The following is a 14,650-nucleotide window of genomic DNA, read 5'->3' on the forward strand; positions in this document are numbered from 1 at the left end:
AGAAGCCCGTCAGTTGGACTGGATGATGCTCAAGCGCTCACCCACCACCATCTCGGTAATCCAGCCCACCAGGATCGCGGTGTAGGCCTGTTGCGCCACGGGCTCGCTGAGGGCGTGATCGGCGCCATCGATGATGCGGTGGGTCAGGGAATGGGTCTGCCGGCACGCCGCGCGGTAACTCATGATGGTGGCATGGGGTACGTAATCATCGGTTTGCGATTCCACCAGCAACACATCGCCGGTGAATTGCGAGCAGGCATACAGGGCCCGATTGCTCTCGGCGTGGACCAGGGTGCTGCGGTAATCGAGCAGGTCCTGCTTGTCGAGGTCGCGCTTGGGGGTGTGCCACAGTTCGTCGCGGTACAGCGCGGGCACCCGCAGTGCCAGCCAGCGCACGGGGCGCAACGTGGTGAGGATCGCCGCCAGGTAGCCACCGTAACTGGTGCCGACTACCGCCACCGCGGAAGTGTCGATGGCCGGGTGGGCGAGCAGGCGGTCATAGGCGGCCAAGAGATCCTTGAGGTTATCTTCGCGGGTCACCCGGGTCAGCGGGATCCCCGTGCCGCCGGTGTGTCCACGCAAGTCGAAGGTCAGGCACACGCAGCCCAGGCCGGCAATGCCCTTGGCCCGCTCCAGGTCACGCTCCTGGCTACCGCCCCAGCCGTGCACGAACAACACACCCGGGACCTTGGATTTGGGACTCAGAAAGGTCCCGCTCATGTGTTCGTCGTCTATTTCGATTTCAATGGTTTCGCTTCTAGCCGTCATAAGGTTGGACCGTCACGTACTTGAGGAGAAATGGACTGTTTTCCGCCGGGCCGCGGTACACCTCGATGGCGCCTGCCGGCAGGGGCTGGTCACGGTAGGTTTCCACCGACGACACACGAATCGCCGGCAAACCCCGCTGGTTGACGAAACTCTGCAACGCCGCCACTTCCGCACTGCTGGCCCCGCCCATGCGCCACGACTGCTCGAGCACACCGCTGCAACGCTGCCCCTGGGCATCGAGACCCTGGGCGATGTCGTAGTTGCGCCGCGATGCATAAAACCCCGGGTAGGCCTCGTCCGCCGCAACGTCGAATACCTGCGCCTGCTCGATGGCCAGGCGCACATCGTCGGCCAGGGGCAATTGGAGCAGGTCGTCATAATAGCCCCGGACCACCAGCAGGTCCGAGCCGCCATAGACTTTTTCGCCTAGCCCGTCTTCGGTCAGGTATTGCTCGCCGCAGTAACTGAGCACGGTGTCGCCGATAAAACTCTGGCCGACGCTGTGGGTGACGACGTCCTTGAGGTCCTGCTCCAGCACTACCCCGCTGGCGAACAGCTCGGCGGCGTCGGCACGGCCCAGGACTTGCCTGAAGGCTGCGAGGTTGCTGATCACTTCCTGACCGCGTCCGGCACAGGCGTGTATCGGTTTCAGGCGCAGCGGGCCACGTTCGAGCAGTTGTTCAGCCGCTGGCAGGGCATCGTCGAGGGAAAACACACTGATGCCCTCCAGCACCATCTGGCGTACCCGTTCCGCAAACGAGGGTGCCCAGCCTTCAGGTGCCTTGGCCTGCCTGTTCAATAGACCATGGGTAATGGCTTTGGTGCAGATGAACGGGTGGTCGACGTAGCCGCCCCACAGATCGTCCGGCCCTTTGACCCCCAACTGACGAGCGGCCGCACCACCGACCAGGGTCTGGGTAGGCAGCACGTACAGGTCGCGCCCGGCATGGGTGTTGGGGTGGTAACTGCCGCCATATTGGTAGCCGAGAATCTGCGCCAGCCAGTGAGCCAGTGCTCGGTTGGTCTCGACCTCGTGCAGTGGCGCCTGGGGTCGCACGGAATGGGCCACCACCAGTTTGTTGCGATTAGTCGGGGTCATGCGTCCCCCTGCCATCTGCGCTTGATGAATATAGCTCAGGGCGCTGCAGGGATCAGGCCAACCCCGGGTCGCGGCGGATGCGCGGTTAATTCGCTGGCCGTGGGAGTCACAGCTGGCAACGGGCCTGTCTTATTCTGCACGACTGTCGCCAACGCTCTGGCATTTTGCACGATCCCTGCACGGCGTTACCGCGCCAGCACCGCCGTCGGCGATACCCCAAACTTGCTGCGGTAATCGCTGGGCGCCAGCCCGGTAATTTTCCTGAAGGTCGCGCGAAACGCGCTGGGGTCCGCGTACCCCACGCTCCAGGCGATATGGTCAATCGTGCCGTTGGTGAACTCGAGCATTTCCCGAGCCTTGCCCACCCGCAGGTGCTGGCAGTACTCGGTGGGTTTCAAGCCGGTGGCCGCGCGGAAGCGGCGCAGGAAGGTACGCTCCTCCAGACCTGCCTGCTGGGCCATCACGCTCAACGAGACCTCCACCGCGCCGTTGGCTTGCAGCCAGTGCTGGACCTTGAGGATCGCCGCGTCGCCATGGCTGAGGATCGGCGCGAAGTTACTGCCGCACTGGCTTGCGCTGTCACTGTGTTCGACCACCAGAAAGCGCGCAGTACCGGTGGCAATGCTCGGCCCGAGCAAACGATCCACCAGACGCAGGCCCAGCTCGGACCAGGCCATCAGGCCGGCGGTGGTGATCAGGTCGCCATCATCGACGATGGGGGTGTCGGCGTTGAGCTTGATCTGGGGATAACGCTCGGCGAATTGCTTGGCCGAGGTCCAGTGGGTGGTAGCGCTACGGCCATCCAGCAGGCCGCTTTCGGCCAGCAGAATCGATCCCACGCACACCCCGCCCAAGGTTGCGCCGCTCGCGTGTTGCTGGCGCAGCCACCGGATCAGCGGCGCTGACGCCTGCCCTTCGCAAAAGCCGCCGATCGACGGCGGAATCAGCAGCGCCATCAAGCTCCCATCGGGGCCAGGATGACTGTCGTAGACGCGCTGTGGGGCGCGCCCGGCCTCTGCCTGCCAGTGGCTGACCCGCAACAACGGCAATTGCGCGCTCTGGTGCTCGGCGGCAATGCGATTGGCGACGCCAAACAGATCGGTCAAGCCGTGTACTGCCGCCAGCTGTGCACCGGGATAGGTCAGCACGCCCAACTCGGCGACTGCGCGTTCTATGCCCATTGTCAGTTTTCCCCCTTCTATTGTCGGTGCGGCCAATCCTCTAAGCGTGCGTGCGCCGCAATACTGGCGCCCACACACACTCCCGAGGAAACACCCATGGCCAAGCAAGCACTCATCGTAGTCGATATCCAGAATGACTACTTCCCCCAAGGGAAATGGCCGCTGGTGGGCGCCGATGCCGCCGCCGACAACGCGGCAACACTGCTCCAGGCGTTCCGCGAGGCCGGCCACCCGGTGGTGCACATCCGCCACGAATTCACCTCCAGCGATGCCCCGTTCTTCACCCCCGGCTCCGACGGCGCCAAATTGCACCCCAAGGTGCTCAATCGCAGTGACGAGCCGGTGGTGCTCAAGCACTTCGTCAACGCTTTCCGCGAAACCGAACTACAGTCAATCCTCGACCAGCACGGCATCGAGAATCTGGTGGTGGTCGGCAGCATGAGCCACATGTGCATCGACGGCATCACGCGCGCCGCGGCGGACCTTGGCTACCACGTCACAGTGATCCACGACGCCTGCGCGTCCCGCGACCTGGAATTCAACGGCCAGGTCGTACCCGCCGCCCAGGTGCACGCCGCCTTCATGTCGGCCCTGGGGTTTGCCTACGCCAGCGTGGTGTCCACCGCCGAGTTCCTGGCGGCACAGCCCTAAGCCTGATTCCCTGAGCATTCATTGGAGACGATCGACATGGCTACTTTCACGACTCGCGAAGGCAACACCCTGTACTACAAGGACTGGGGCAGTGGGCAACCGGTAGTTTTCAGCCATGGCTGGCCGCTCTCCAGTGACAGCTGGGAGTCACAGATGCTGCACTTTGCCGACAATGGCTTTCGCGCCATTGCCCATGATCGGCGTGGGCACGGACGCTCCAGCCAGCCCTGGGACGGCAATGACATGGATCACTACGCCGACGACCTCGCCGCACTGATCGAACACCTGGACCTGAACAACGTGATTCTCTTCGGTTTCTCCACCGGCGGCGGTGAAGTCGCCCGCTATATCGGCCGCCACGGCACCCAACGACTGGCCAAGGTCGGGTTGATTTCCGCGGTGCCGCCGTTGATGCTGAAAACCGAGACCAACCCCAAGGGCCTGCCAATCGAAGTCTTCGACGGCATCCGTGCGGGCTCCATTGCCGACCGCTCGCAGCTCTACAAGGACGTGGCCGGCGGCCCGTTCTTCGGCTTCAACCGCCCCGGCGCCACACCGTCCCAGGGGCTGATCGACGCCTTCTGGATGCAGGGCATGATGGGTGGCCATAAAAACACCTTCGACAGCATCAAGGCGTTCTCGGAAACCGACTTTCGCCAGGACCTGAAGAAATTCGACATCCCCACCTTGATCATCCATGGCGACGACGACCAGATCGTCCCGATCGAGGCCGCTGGCCGTGAGAGCAAACGCTTGATCGAACATGCCGAACTGATCGTTTACCCAGGAGCTCCCCATGGGCTGACGGATACTCATAAAACGCAAGTGAACGCGGATATGTTGCGATTTGCGCAGCAGTAGCCACCCATAAAAAAAGCCCCTAGATCGGGGCTTTCAGGCTGAAACTTTACAAAAATGCCTCAGGTGTTCGTCACAATTTTTGTAAACACCTCTTCATTGCCATGCGAATAACAACTATAAAGAAAACGTTTAATTTTCAGTTGGTTGAAGTATTTAAAAGCCACAACAACCAATAAAGTTAATTATTTTGTAAAATTTTTATTGTGCCATGACTTCAAAAATTACAAATATACCTTTATATTTTTTGGCACTTTAAACCCTCCATCAGTCTTTTCTTGTTTTGTGCCTAGTCCAACAAATCGATTACGTAAAACGCGTGCTGCGGCGGCAAGCGCCCCATTTCAGTTGATGCGCTTGCAGGTCCTAAGCCCAGCCCCCGAAGATATAGGTTCTGCTTCTCCAACCTTACACCGTGATTGAAGCTACGAACGGCGTATTGGCGATGCGGACAGTCGCCCAGCACGCTACAGTATGTCGAGGCGAAGCACAGAAGAACCACTATAGGTTCCTGCAGTGGGTGGAGATTTGGTCAGTTCTCCTTCAATATCTACGAGGGGAGCGGTTCCGCTTACGTCTAGAACGTCCCTGCCGTTTTTTCCGAATGTCAATCGCACTTCCCCCTCTCCCCCCACCCTGACCAGCCCCCCATCACTTAACGTTAGGCGGAGTGTCGCTGGCGAGTCACATTGAATGTTCAGGTTCGTTGACGTTTTCGCCCGTTCACCAACGCGTCCGCGGAACGTAAGCTGGGCATTGGCGATAGTGCACGATACGGGGGCATCGGTCGCAATCACCGTCCCAGCAGGAATGGACCGGGTGGTGTTGGTTCCTGCACGGTCCACACAGTAGTACGACCAGTTGTAGGGCCGTTCGCCTTTCTTTGTAGTGACCCCGAGCCCCACGAGCTGTTGGGCGTGTTGAGCCGTGGCCAGATTCGTGTCGCAGGGGGGGGTCGCGGGTGGTGGCTTCCATTGATAGCAGTCAGCAGTCATAGTCTTGGAGCAGGTGAGGAGACCGGAAGTGGGACCGGTTGGGTCAGTGGTGACTCTGAGAATGTTCCCCATTTTCCAGACAGCCGGAGTGTCCATGATGGCATGGACGCTGTCGACCGATATCGCGGTAATCACCCACCCGTCGGTCCATGGGGTGTCTGGTACTTTTGACATCCAGATGGTCGAGGCCGCCAGCGCATCGTGTGTCACGGAGATCGCGGTTATCGCGAGTATAAGGGCTACTTTTTTCATCATTCGACCTGGGGGTTCGCCGTGTTTCCCGGTATGCGCGGGTACACACGGTCATGTGCGGTGGTTCGTTCCGGGGCCGGTAGTCGCGCATGATAGATCACGCTGAGGCCATACGCAGACGGGAGAAGGATGGATCATCCCAATATCTGCATTACCCATATGTTCCACCGTATCAAATACGCTTGCACCCGCGCGTTGGCGTCTGTCGCTGACAGTCCCCGCCGTCGGGCTTGCTCGTAAAGCAGCAACCGTTGTGCACGATGGTTTTCTAACGCGCGAGGCGCAATGGAGGTCCCCGTGGGGGTGAACCATACGCCCAGCCAGTCAAATCCATGTTCTATCCTTCCCAGTTGGGTTTTGTCCGGATGCGTTTCAAAACCACCCTGGTTAAAAAACTCATGTAGGTGTTTTACACAGCGTCGCAGTTGCCAGCGCGTGCGGGTTAGCAGCACAAAATCGTCCATATAGCGCGCATAAAAGATGCCCCTCACGGCAGCAAAATGGCCATCCACGTGGTACAGCAGCGCAGCCCCCATGAGCGGACTGAGCGCACAACCCCGACATATCCCTTTGTCAGGCGTAAAAATATCCCCGCCGTCCTCGACGCTGTAATACAGATACTGCTCGACAAGGTCAGTAAGCGCTGGATCATCGACGTGCTGGCGCACAAGACTCAGCAATTGCTCCTTGCGGATATGACGGTAATAACCGCGAATATCCGTGCGATAGACGAATGGAAAGTCCCCCGAGGCTAGTGCCCGCCAAACTTCATTCACCGACTGCCTTCCCCCGCCCCGCCCTTTGATATGGGCGCAGCGTTCATGCATCGGCAACCGATTTTCCACCTGCAGTGCAACCCATTTCAGCACCAGGGCGTCTTGTGCGCACCACTGTACCCAACTGCGGTCATGGCCCCGATATAACTGCATCGGTTGCAGGCGATAATTACCGCCACGCACCTGCTGGTACAACGCCTCACCTTGTTGTGGCCAATGGAAACGCAGGTGCCAAACATCCGCATTTGGAGAAGCATGTCGGCGTCGTTTGCCCAGCCAGACATACGCCACCAACCAGTCACGCTCGGCCTTATTCATATTCCAGGCTAAAGGTGGCGATAGCACTGAAAGGTCCACGCTCGATGCTCTTACTGGCTATCGCCTGCGGTTCGCCCTGCACAAAAGCCAACATCGTCAGGGTGTTGCTGCCGTTGACCAACCGGAAGCCTTCACCGGGCTTATTCAGCGGCAGTTTCTGGCCGGCGAGGGTTTCCATTCCGATGGCAATACCGTTGGCCTGGCTGCCACCCGCAACCGCCAGTAACCCGTCCAGATTTGGGTTTTCAATACCGCTGAAGGCCACCTTCACGGTTTTACCCAGACTCGCGTCGCATTCCGTCAGGCGAATTTCAAACGTCTGGCCGCGAGTGCGCTGGTTGGTATACAGGTACTTGTCTGTGACCGTGCCAATGTCCAGTGTCACGCTCTCGCTTCCAGGCGCAATCACACAAGGTTCTGCTACCAAGGAGCCGTGTAGCCGAACATTCTCGGCCTGCACCGTCTGGTTAAGCATCAACACCAGCGGCAGTGCATAGAGATGCCTCTTGCTCCGGCTCATTGGTACACCGCCCGCAGGGTCGCCGTGGCCTCGAATGGTCCCTCTATCAAGACTGCGCCCGCCCGTTTGACTGGTACGGCGTACAGCTTCGGCGGACTGGTCTGACTGATGGGAATCGGCTTGTTCAATTCAAAAGGAACGCCGTTTTGCTGGATCTGGACCGCCAAATCATTCACGTTGCTGGTCACTGCCGCGGGATCGTAATCCGCCGGTATACCCATGATTTCCAGCGTCATGTCGCTGGCAATGGAACTCGGATCGCAGGTGATTTCGTAATTCATCACTTGCTTGTAGTTCACGCCATCCACTTTTTTCACGCCTACCCGAGTACCAAAATTCACATCCACCTTGCCGTCTTGGTTGATGGTGCACGGCGGTGACTCAATCAACGTGCCGCGCAACCTCACGTTATCTGTCTCCCAGTCGGCGGCGCTCAAGATGCCACTGACCAGAAAAAGCAACATGCCTGCATACAGTTTCGACACCTTAGACCCGGTCACCGGTACTCCACCCTCATGGTCGCGATCGAAGAGAAGACACCGCCACTCAGCGTGGCGTCGTTACGTTTGACCGGCACTGCGTAAAGTTTCGGCCAGTTCGGGTAGGTGAATTCCTTGGAGCTGTTAATAGGTAGCCGAGTGTCATCATTTAATATTGCAATGCCGAAGTCAGTGATATTGGTCACCAACACCTTACTGTCAAACGCCGCGCCCGAGCCTTCTATCCGGATACTCATCGCAGTGGGGGCTCCCGCCGGGCATTGCACGGAGTACGGAACTTGCATTTTTTTATAGGTGCCGTCCACCAGGGTGGTCTGCACGTCGCTGCCGAAGTCAACGACAATAATGTTATTGCTACTCACCTTGCACGGTATTGACTCAATCAGGGTGCCGCGGAATCTCAGGTTATCAACCTCCCAATCTGCTGCACTCAAGATGCCACTCACCAGAAACAGCAGCATGCCCATATAAAATTTCGTCACGTTATACCTGTTCACTGGTATTCCACCCTAATGGTCGCTATCGCAGAGAAGACACCACCACTCAGCGTGGCACCGTTACGTTTGACCGGCACCGCGTAAAGCTTCGGCCAGTTCGGATAGGTGAATTCCTTCGAGCTGTTGATAGGCAGCCGAGTACCACCATTCAATATTGCAATGCCAAAATTGCTGATATTGGTCCCCAACACATTGCGATCAAACGCGGCCCCCGTTCCTTCTATCCGGATACCCATCGTCTTGCCCCCCCCCGCCGGACACTGCAGTGAGTAAGGCACTTGCATTACTTTATAGCTGCCGTCTACCAGGGTGGTTTGCACATCGCTGCCGAAGTCGACTACCACAATGCCATTGTTGTTAACCGTGCACGGCGGCGCCGTGAGGATCACCGTCACATTGATGGTGCTGGATGAGGACGCCATGACCGACTGAACTGGAGCTACCAGCGCAACCAAAGCAACGCACAAGGCACGGCGCACATACCGGTGTAAAGTTTCATTGGCCACACTGCTCACGCTACTCATAGTCAGTTCGCAAACTCGGTTGGGCTAAACATGCCTGCGCCAATCGGTTGCGACCTATATCTCCCTGCCCCATAGCCCATTGCGTCGAGGGCATTTCCAGCCGACAGGCACTTCCCGTGAACGCGTCATGCACACGCAACACACCCTTAACAATGTCCACACAGGCGTTATCTTCAGCTGGGGCAACCGGCTGTAGCGGTGCCACTCGCACCACCGCCGGCTTTACCCACAGGGATTGCCACTCGTGGAGAGACAGAGCTGTATCGGCTTTTTTTCGCTGTTGCATGTTCGGCTCCTTCATTGCTTCATGACACCCCAGCACCGGTCATCAATTTGGCTTGACGGGCTTCGCCTTGCAGTCCTCACCGATGCAGGTGAACTGCAGCTGCGGGCGACCTCCATAGTCATTTACATAGGTCAGTACCGGAGTCGGGCCCAGCACGGAAACGCTCAGGTTCAGCGTTTCGTTACTCTTTGGCGCCAACATGATCGGTTCAAACCCCTCCGCGCCGGTGCTGCCGGGTTTGCTGTCAGCGTCGACTATCGTCACGTAATACGGCGTGGGGTTATTCACCTGGTATTTGTCACCCTGCTTCTTCAGCGTCAGTTGTTCCTGCCAAGGCACCATCCCCATGGTTGCGCCCAGGGCTTTGGGCCGATAAAACAGCTTGATGCGTGTCTGCAGTGCCAACTGCAACGTGTTGGGTTTATCGCTCTTGGGCGGGATTTCACGCAGGTTGAAATAGAACAGCGTCTCGCGGTCCTGCACTAACAGATTGGCGGCCGGCATGGCCTGTACCTTGATCTGGCTTTTGGCCCCAGGCTCCAGGCGCTGCAGAGGCGGAAGTGCGGTCAAGGGGCTGGTGATCTTATTGCCCTGCTCATCCTCCACCCAGCCTTGCGCCAGATAAGGAAGAGTTTTGTTTTCATTGCTGATACTGAGGCTGATGGACTTGTCGCCACCGTTAAGCACCGCCCGGGTCCGATCCAGTGACACGGCAGCTTGCACCTGCAGGCCCAGCATGCTCAACAGCAGGCCGCCAACCACGTTCCAGAGAGGATTACTCTGTATGTTCATCTTTAGTTACCCACCGTTTGCGTCACTGTAAAAAATAAGAAAGTCCGCCAAAAGGAACGTCACGCTAGCCTGCCGAACATGCAGCAGGTGTCTTGCAGTACGGCGCCAACTCAACTTTTTATTGGCGAATCGCTGGCAGATATCCGTGTGCAAGGCAATACCAGTTCTGCCATGTCGCCCTCGGAAATCTGCGCTGGCATCTGCAGCGCACACTGCGCTTCACCATTCCAATACACGCTCATTTCCCCACCGGGTTGAATGCCGCTGAGGTAGACGCTGCCATCGTCGCTCACGAGGCCCACTTTCTGGCCCTTGGAGTTTTTCACCGTGGCACCAAAAGGTGCGGTGGAACCATCGCTCAGTTGGATGACCACCATTGCTTTCTCACCGGCCACTACCTCAAACCGGCGATAGCCAATAGCCCCTTCAGTCAGAGTGGCTTGTGTCACCGAGCGCGCCACTTCGGCGTTTTCCGGCAATTTGTTAAGGTCAATGCTGACCTGGTTGCGGTGATAACTGTTGACGTCGGTGACCACAGCTTTACCAAATCGGTTAGTGCGAACGGAGGCGCCATACCCCGAGATCGGAATGTCTGCGACGCCATCGGTGTCGACCAGGATTCGAGTACCGCCAATCATGTTCGAGCGGTGCAACGCTGCACCCTTCGTGGACGCGGTAGCCCCGCCCTGCAGCGACATACCGACCGACGCATAACGGCCCTCCTGATAGCTGCTATTGGCATTGATCCGGGCCAGAGTGCCGTCATGGCTGTAGAAACCACTGGCGGTGGTACCGTTACTGTTTCTGCCGCCATTAAGCTGATAACTGTCGCCATTTTCGAGACGATCGTAGTAGCCCACCTGATGACTGTTTGCATCACGATCGTAGCTGCCGCTGTAGCTGACAGAACTGTTACCTCCACCCAGCGGTATTGAGAGCGAGAGGTACATGCCGTCATCATTGGAACCGTTGTACTTGTTACGGTACGCCGTCATCGACAGGTTTAGTGCCCTGAACTGACCGAAGCTGAAGTTCTTGGACAAGGTAAAGGTGTATCGGTCGTTGGCCTTGGTATTCCAATAGGTCTGGTGGTCATAGTTGAGGTAGGTACTCAACCCGCTGTCGCGGAAGTTCTGCCTGAAACTGACGTTATATAGCTCTTTGCTGTTTTCATTACGTGTGCCAAAGTTACGGGCATCCAGATAATCGGTCATGGACATGTAGTCTTCCTCCGAGAAACGATACCCGGCAAACGTCACTTGACTGTCGTACTTGTCGAAGTTCTTCGAATAGCGCAGCCGATAAGAGGCGCCGCTCAATGTGTTTTGCTCCGTTTGAGGCACTCGGGCCCGCGACTGGGTAATGTCAAACGACAATGCCCCAAATGTCATCAAGTCACGTCCCATGCCTAAAGCCAGGGCTTTGTAATCACCGCCGTCTACACCTCCTCCGTAAAGCGACCACCCATTACTCACCCCCCACGAAGCCTCTCCAGCGATGAACAGTTGCCCTTCGGTACTATGGCTGAAGTCTGAGGGTTGGCCGCTACTGACCTTGTAACGCACGGCGCCTGGCCTTGTCAGGTAAGGAACACTGGCGGTTTCGACAGTGAACGACTGTACGCTGCCATCTTGCTCCTCTATCCGCACATCCAATTGCCCAGAAACGGCATCATTAATGTCTTGAATACGAAACGGCCCCGAGGCAACTTGAGTTTCATATAAAACCCTGCCCTGCTGGCTGATCACCACTTTAGCGTTGGTACGAGCAACGCCTGCAACTTCCGGGGCATAACCGCGCAGGTTAGGCGGCAACATGCTGTCATCGGTGATCAGGCTGACACCGGTAAAACGAAAGCTGTCAAAAATATCGGAATACAGGAAGTTCTCACCCAGCGAAACCTGCGCCCCGAGGGCTGGAATAGCCTTGTATGCGTAGTAACGGCTCCAGTCCCAGTTATTGCTCGATCCCTGGCCATTGCTCCGATGATCCAGCCGCGTTTGCCAGTCGGCACGCAAGCGCCAAGCGCCCATGTTGGCGCCCACCGTGCCATTGCCGCTCAGGCCGTAGGAGGTACCACCACCATGCTCCTCGCGCTGGCTTTGGCCGTTCATGTAATAGTCGACGAACAGGCCGGGGATACCTTCGTCCCAACGCGAGGGCGGATCCCAGCTGTCTATGGCGTATTCCAGATAGGCCTGCGGTACGCTCACCATCAGGCTGGAAGTTGCTAGTTCAGCACGTGCTGTCGCCCCTGGAAGACTTTCAAGCAGCAGGCATTGTCCCTGATGCCACCATATGAGTTTTTTAGTGATCTGCGGCTTCAAACCGAACTGATCGACCAGCGTCGGACTTAGACACGCCACACTGTCGCTGGCATCCTGCTCTGAGGGGTAAAAAACCACAGACTGCTCAGGCTGTTCCTGCCTGTTAATACGCACAAGCATCGTGTAATCGCCCGGCATAATATACGCGCCACGGGAAAACTGGCTCAAATCAATATTCTCGCGATCTTTAACATCTAGAACATCAGTATTGAACTGTATTTCTTCCGCGACAGCATAAAACCCGACACCGCTAAATGCGCAGACTATAAAAGTGCCAAGTACGCGCGAGCAAAAAGGTAACAGCGTCCAGCTTGGCGCCCTCATACTTAACTTATCCAATTAAATTTTTGTTCGCGCCGCACACACGCCAACTATTTTCAAAAAAATAGTTGTGCCTGGCCACACTCCACCGCAGACCAAAAAGCCCAAAACGAACACAAAACACCCTGGCCGCCGACGAGCTGCCCGTCAGCACCAGACCATGGGCCGTTCAAGCACCACTGACCTTGACCAAGCCTATAACTGCGAAGTGCTTCCCGAAGCTGTAACAATTTGGCCACTGCGTGCCAACTGCAGCACATAAAAATGTGCATACACATAAATTCTGTGAAGCTCTATTTCTATTTGACTATCAAATATCATATTGAAGAAGACACCTATCTATTTAACATTCGAACACCAAACTTGGATTCACGATCACCATTTATAATAAAAATAACTCAACACGCGCACTCTCACTGCCGAGCAGTTAATCAGCTCACACAATGCAAGTATCGAACTACCACTTATCAGCATAACCATAGAAGGCCGCAAGCGATCAGACGACTAATCCTAAAACAGATAAAAATGCATGGGGAAATACTTCCCACATGCATAACCCATCTATTTAGTTGTAGGACAGCATGAAGTTAGCCACGCTGCTGAACTCACCAGGAATGATTGTGTCTGCAGCGCCACCGTTACCTTTGAGATAAGCACTGAACGCCAGAGTGGCGTTAGTAGCACCTACGCTAACGAGTTGGCCGGCTGTCGCGGTCCCCAGAACAATCTGCGCACCGTTACCATCAGTAATTGCAATGCCAGCACCGCTAGCATCGCCGGTGATACCTAGCAACCCACCTGAACCGGCCGGACCATCGAACGTTGTCTTGACCGTTTTAGCGGTCGTCAGGCTGCACTTTTCCAGGCGGATTTCAAAAGGTTTCGGCTCAGAGTTACCGCTGCCTGCCAGAGACACGTTAGATACCGAACCCAACTCAACAGTTTGATCGACAGAGTTCGGATCAATAGAACAAGGAGCGTCAATAACAGCGCCGGTAAAGGTGATTTTACCGTGGCCCTGATCAACATTCTTGACGGGGTCGTCATCGTCAGCCTGTACGCCACAGGCAACACCTAACATCAACGCTGTAACGATAGCCAGTTTTGCGAATTTCATTTTACATTCCTAAGTTGGTGTTCTGTCCTATCGGGAGCTCAGTGAAGCTCTCGAAGCTCAGATATCGCGTAATCATCGAGCCAGGGCTAGCATACGAGTTAGGAATGTCGAAGTACGTAGGACGTTACCGAAGACCGGCTAGGAAATTTCCTACATGGTTTCAGGCACCTATCAGACAGTCAGCGAATTGCGCTTGGCGAACTCAGCCAGATCCACCAACGAAGCAACACCGATCTTTTGCAATAATCGGGTCTTATAGGTGCTGATGGTCTTAGGGCTAAGGAATAACTTTTCACTAATCTGCTTATTCGAAAAACCATGGGCCAGGTACTGCAACACCGTCAGCTCCCGATCCGTCAACGATTGAATTTGCTTGAGTTCGGTCAGCTGATCTGCCGAACTGACACTATCCGAGGCCAGCGAAGGAAAAAAAGTATAACCGGCGTCTACGGCTTTAATAGCAGTGATCAGCTTGTCCAGACCTTCTTCTTTATTGATAAAACCGCGGGCACCCAACTGGATACAACGTCGGCATACCGAGTCTGCCGGCTGTGACGTCAGGATCAAAATCTCAGTGCGAACATTCAGGGCCTTGATGCGGGTAATCACACTGAAGCCATCGAGTTTTGGAATACCAATGTCGAGCACCACCACCTGCGGGGTCAGCTCACGCACCAATCGAACAGCATCGAGGCCATTGCTCGCTTCACCCACCACGCGCATGCCGTGTTTTTCCAGCAGAACGCCGACCGCAAGTAAAATCACCGGGTGATCGTCAACAATGAGAACGCTATGCATGGTGTCTTTAACCTCTTGAACGCACTTGCTACTGAACGGTACAGCTTGAAGCGGTTAAGGCTAACACTAT

14 protein-coding genes are annotated in these 14,650 nt (G+C 56.4%); 2 read left to right on the forward strand and 12 right to left on the reverse strand.

Annotated elements, in window-relative coordinates; genetic code table 11:
* Positions 1-9 precede the first annotated feature (9 nt).
* The 3 genes from AACY45_RS20800 to AACY45_RS20810 form a co-directional block, all read right to left on the reverse strand.
* A complete protein-coding gene (locus AACY45_RS20800; RefSeq protein ID WP_339547199.1) occupies positions 10-768 on the reverse strand; it encodes an alpha/beta hydrolase family protein in 759 nt (252 codons plus the stop codon).
* Positions 758-1,867 (reverse strand): DUF3182 family protein, encoded by a 1,110-nt coding sequence (locus AACY45_RS20805; protein WP_339547200.1) that lies wholly within the window; start codon positions 1,865-1,867, stop codon positions 758-760. Before AACY45_RS20805 ends, AACY45_RS20800 begins: the two co-directional genes overlap by 11 nt.
* 185 nt (positions 1,868-2,052) lie before the next feature.
* Positions 2,053-3,048, reverse strand: coding sequence for a GlxA family transcriptional regulator (locus tag AACY45_RS20810; protein WP_339547201.1), 996 nt, complete (start codon positions 3,046-3,048; stop codon positions 2,053-2,055).
* A gap of 96 nt (positions 3,049-3,144) precedes the next feature.
* Between AACY45_RS20810 and AACY45_RS20815 the strand changes: the two genes are divergently transcribed.
* Positions 3,145-3,699 (forward strand): cysteine hydrolase family protein, encoded by a 555-nt coding sequence (locus AACY45_RS20815; protein WP_339547202.1) that lies wholly within the window; start codon positions 3,145-3,147, stop codon positions 3,697-3,699.
* 36 nt (positions 3,700-3,735) lie between these two features.
* Complete coding sequence (locus AACY45_RS20820) at positions 3,736-4,560, forward strand: alpha/beta fold hydrolase (protein ID WP_339547203.1); 825 nt, start codon at positions 3,736-3,738, stop codon at positions 4,558-4,560.
* Between the two features lie 1,378 nt (positions 4,561-5,938).
* Here AACY45_RS20820 and AACY45_RS20825 read toward each other — a convergent pair.
* The 9 genes from AACY45_RS20825 to AACY45_RS20865 form a co-directional block, all read right to left on the reverse strand.
* A complete protein-coding gene (locus tag AACY45_RS20825; RefSeq protein WP_339547204.1) occupies positions 5,939-6,898 on the reverse strand; it encodes a reverse transcriptase domain-containing protein in 960 nt (319 codons plus the stop codon).
* A complete protein-coding gene (locus AACY45_RS20830) occupies positions 6,891-7,418 on the reverse strand; it encodes a fimbrial protein (protein WP_339547205.1) in 528 nt (175 codons plus the stop codon). Before AACY45_RS20830 ends, AACY45_RS20825 begins: the two co-directional genes overlap by 8 nt.
* The gene (locus AACY45_RS20835) at positions 7,415-7,882 is read right to left on the reverse strand and encodes a fimbrial protein (protein WP_339547206.1); all 468 of its coding nucleotides are present in this window, start codon (positions 7,880-7,882) and stop codon (positions 7,415-7,417) included. The genes AACY45_RS20830 and AACY45_RS20835 overlap by 4 nt, the downstream gene beginning before the upstream one ends.
* A 32-nt stretch (positions 7,883-7,914) precedes the next feature.
* Positions 7,915-8,385, reverse strand: coding sequence for a fimbrial protein (locus AACY45_RS20840; protein ID WP_339547207.1), 471 nt, complete (start codon positions 8,383-8,385; stop codon positions 7,915-7,917).
* 26 nt (positions 8,386-8,411) lie between these two features.
* Positions 8,412-8,939: a fimbrial protein gene (locus tag AACY45_RS20845; protein WP_339547208.1), complete on the reverse strand. Its 528-nt coding sequence runs from the start codon at positions 8,937-8,939 to the stop codon at positions 8,412-8,414.
* A gap of 328 nt (positions 8,940-9,267) precedes the next feature.
* Positions 9,268-9,963 (reverse strand): fimbria/pilus periplasmic chaperone, encoded by a 696-nt coding sequence (locus tag AACY45_RS20850; RefSeq protein WP_339547209.1) that lies wholly within the window; start codon positions 9,961-9,963, stop codon positions 9,268-9,270.
* A 164-nt stretch (positions 9,964-10,127) separates the two neighbouring features.
* Positions 10,128-12,668, reverse strand: a complete 2,541-nt coding sequence (locus AACY45_RS20855) for an outer membrane usher protein (RefSeq protein WP_339547210.1) — start codon at positions 12,666-12,668, stop codon at positions 10,128-10,130.
* A 562-nt stretch (positions 12,669-13,230) separates the two neighbouring features.
* A complete protein-coding gene (locus tag AACY45_RS20860; protein ID WP_339547211.1) occupies positions 13,231-13,782 on the reverse strand; it encodes a fimbrial protein in 552 nt (183 codons plus the stop codon).
* Between the two features lie 171 nt (positions 13,783-13,953).
* Positions 13,954-14,580, reverse strand: a complete 627-nt coding sequence (locus tag AACY45_RS20865; RefSeq protein ID WP_339547212.1) for a response regulator transcription factor — start codon at positions 14,578-14,580, stop codon at positions 13,954-13,956.
* Between the last annotated feature and the right edge of the window lie 70 nt (positions 14,581-14,650).

The organism is Pseudomonas sp. RA_35y_Pfl2_P32, assembly GCF_963970735.1.
Classification (GTDB): domain Bacteria; phylum Pseudomonadota; class Gammaproteobacteria; order Pseudomonadales; family Pseudomonadaceae; genus Aquipseudomonas.

What these genes read in the sequence shown, in the direction of transcription:
- AACY45_RS20800 (WP_339547199.1), bottom strand. Translation starts at nt 768, where the DNA reads ATGACGGCTAGAAGCGAAACCATTGAAATCGAAATAGACGACGAACAC.
- AACY45_RS20805 (WP_339547200.1), bottom strand. Translation starts at nt 1,867, where the DNA reads ATGACCCCGACTAATCGCAACAAACTGGTGGTGGCCCATTCCGTGCGA.
- AACY45_RS20810 (WP_339547201.1), bottom strand. Translation starts at nt 3,048, where the DNA reads ATGGGCATAGAACGCGCAGTCGCCGAGTTGGGCGTGCTGACCTATCCC.
- AACY45_RS20815 (WP_339547202.1), top strand. Translation starts at nt 3,145, where the DNA reads ATGGCCAAGCAAGCACTCATCGTAGTCGATATCCAGAATGACTACTTC.
- AACY45_RS20820 (WP_339547203.1), top strand. Translation starts at nt 3,736, where the DNA reads ATGGCTACTTTCACGACTCGCGAAGGCAACACCCTGTACTACAAGGAC.
- AACY45_RS20825 (WP_339547204.1), bottom strand. Translation starts at nt 6,898, where the DNA reads ATGAATAAGGCCGAGCGTGACTGGTTGGTGGCGTATGTCTGGCTGGGC.
- AACY45_RS20830 (WP_339547205.1), bottom strand. Translation starts at nt 7,418, where the DNA reads ATGAGCCGGAGCAAGAGGCATCTCTATGCACTGCCGCTGGTGTTGATG.
- AACY45_RS20835 (WP_339547206.1), bottom strand. Translation starts at nt 7,882, where the DNA reads ATGTTGCTTTTTCTGGTCAGTGGCATCTTGAGCGCCGCCGACTGGGAG.
- AACY45_RS20840 (WP_339547207.1), bottom strand. Translation starts at nt 8,385, where the DNA reads ATGGGCATGCTGCTGTTTCTGGTGAGTGGCATCTTGAGTGCAGCAGAT.
- AACY45_RS20845 (WP_339547208.1), bottom strand. Translation starts at nt 8,939, where the DNA reads ATGAGTAGCGTGAGCAGTGTGGCCAATGAAACTTTACACCGGTATGTG.
- AACY45_RS20850 (WP_339547209.1), bottom strand. Translation starts at nt 9,963, where the DNA reads ATGCTGGGCCTGCAGGTGCAAGCTGCCGTGTCACTGGATCGGACCCGG.
- AACY45_RS20855 (WP_339547210.1), bottom strand. Translation starts at nt 12,668, where the DNA reads ATGAGGGCGCCAAGCTGGACGCTGTTACCTTTTTGCTCGCGCGTACTT.
- AACY45_RS20860 (WP_339547211.1), bottom strand. Translation starts at nt 13,782, where the DNA reads ATGAAATTCGCAAAACTGGCTATCGTTACAGCGTTGATGTTAGGTGTT.
- AACY45_RS20865 (WP_339547212.1), bottom strand. Translation starts at nt 14,580, where the DNA reads ATGCATAGCGTTCTCATTGTTGACGATCACCCGGTGATTTTACTTGCG.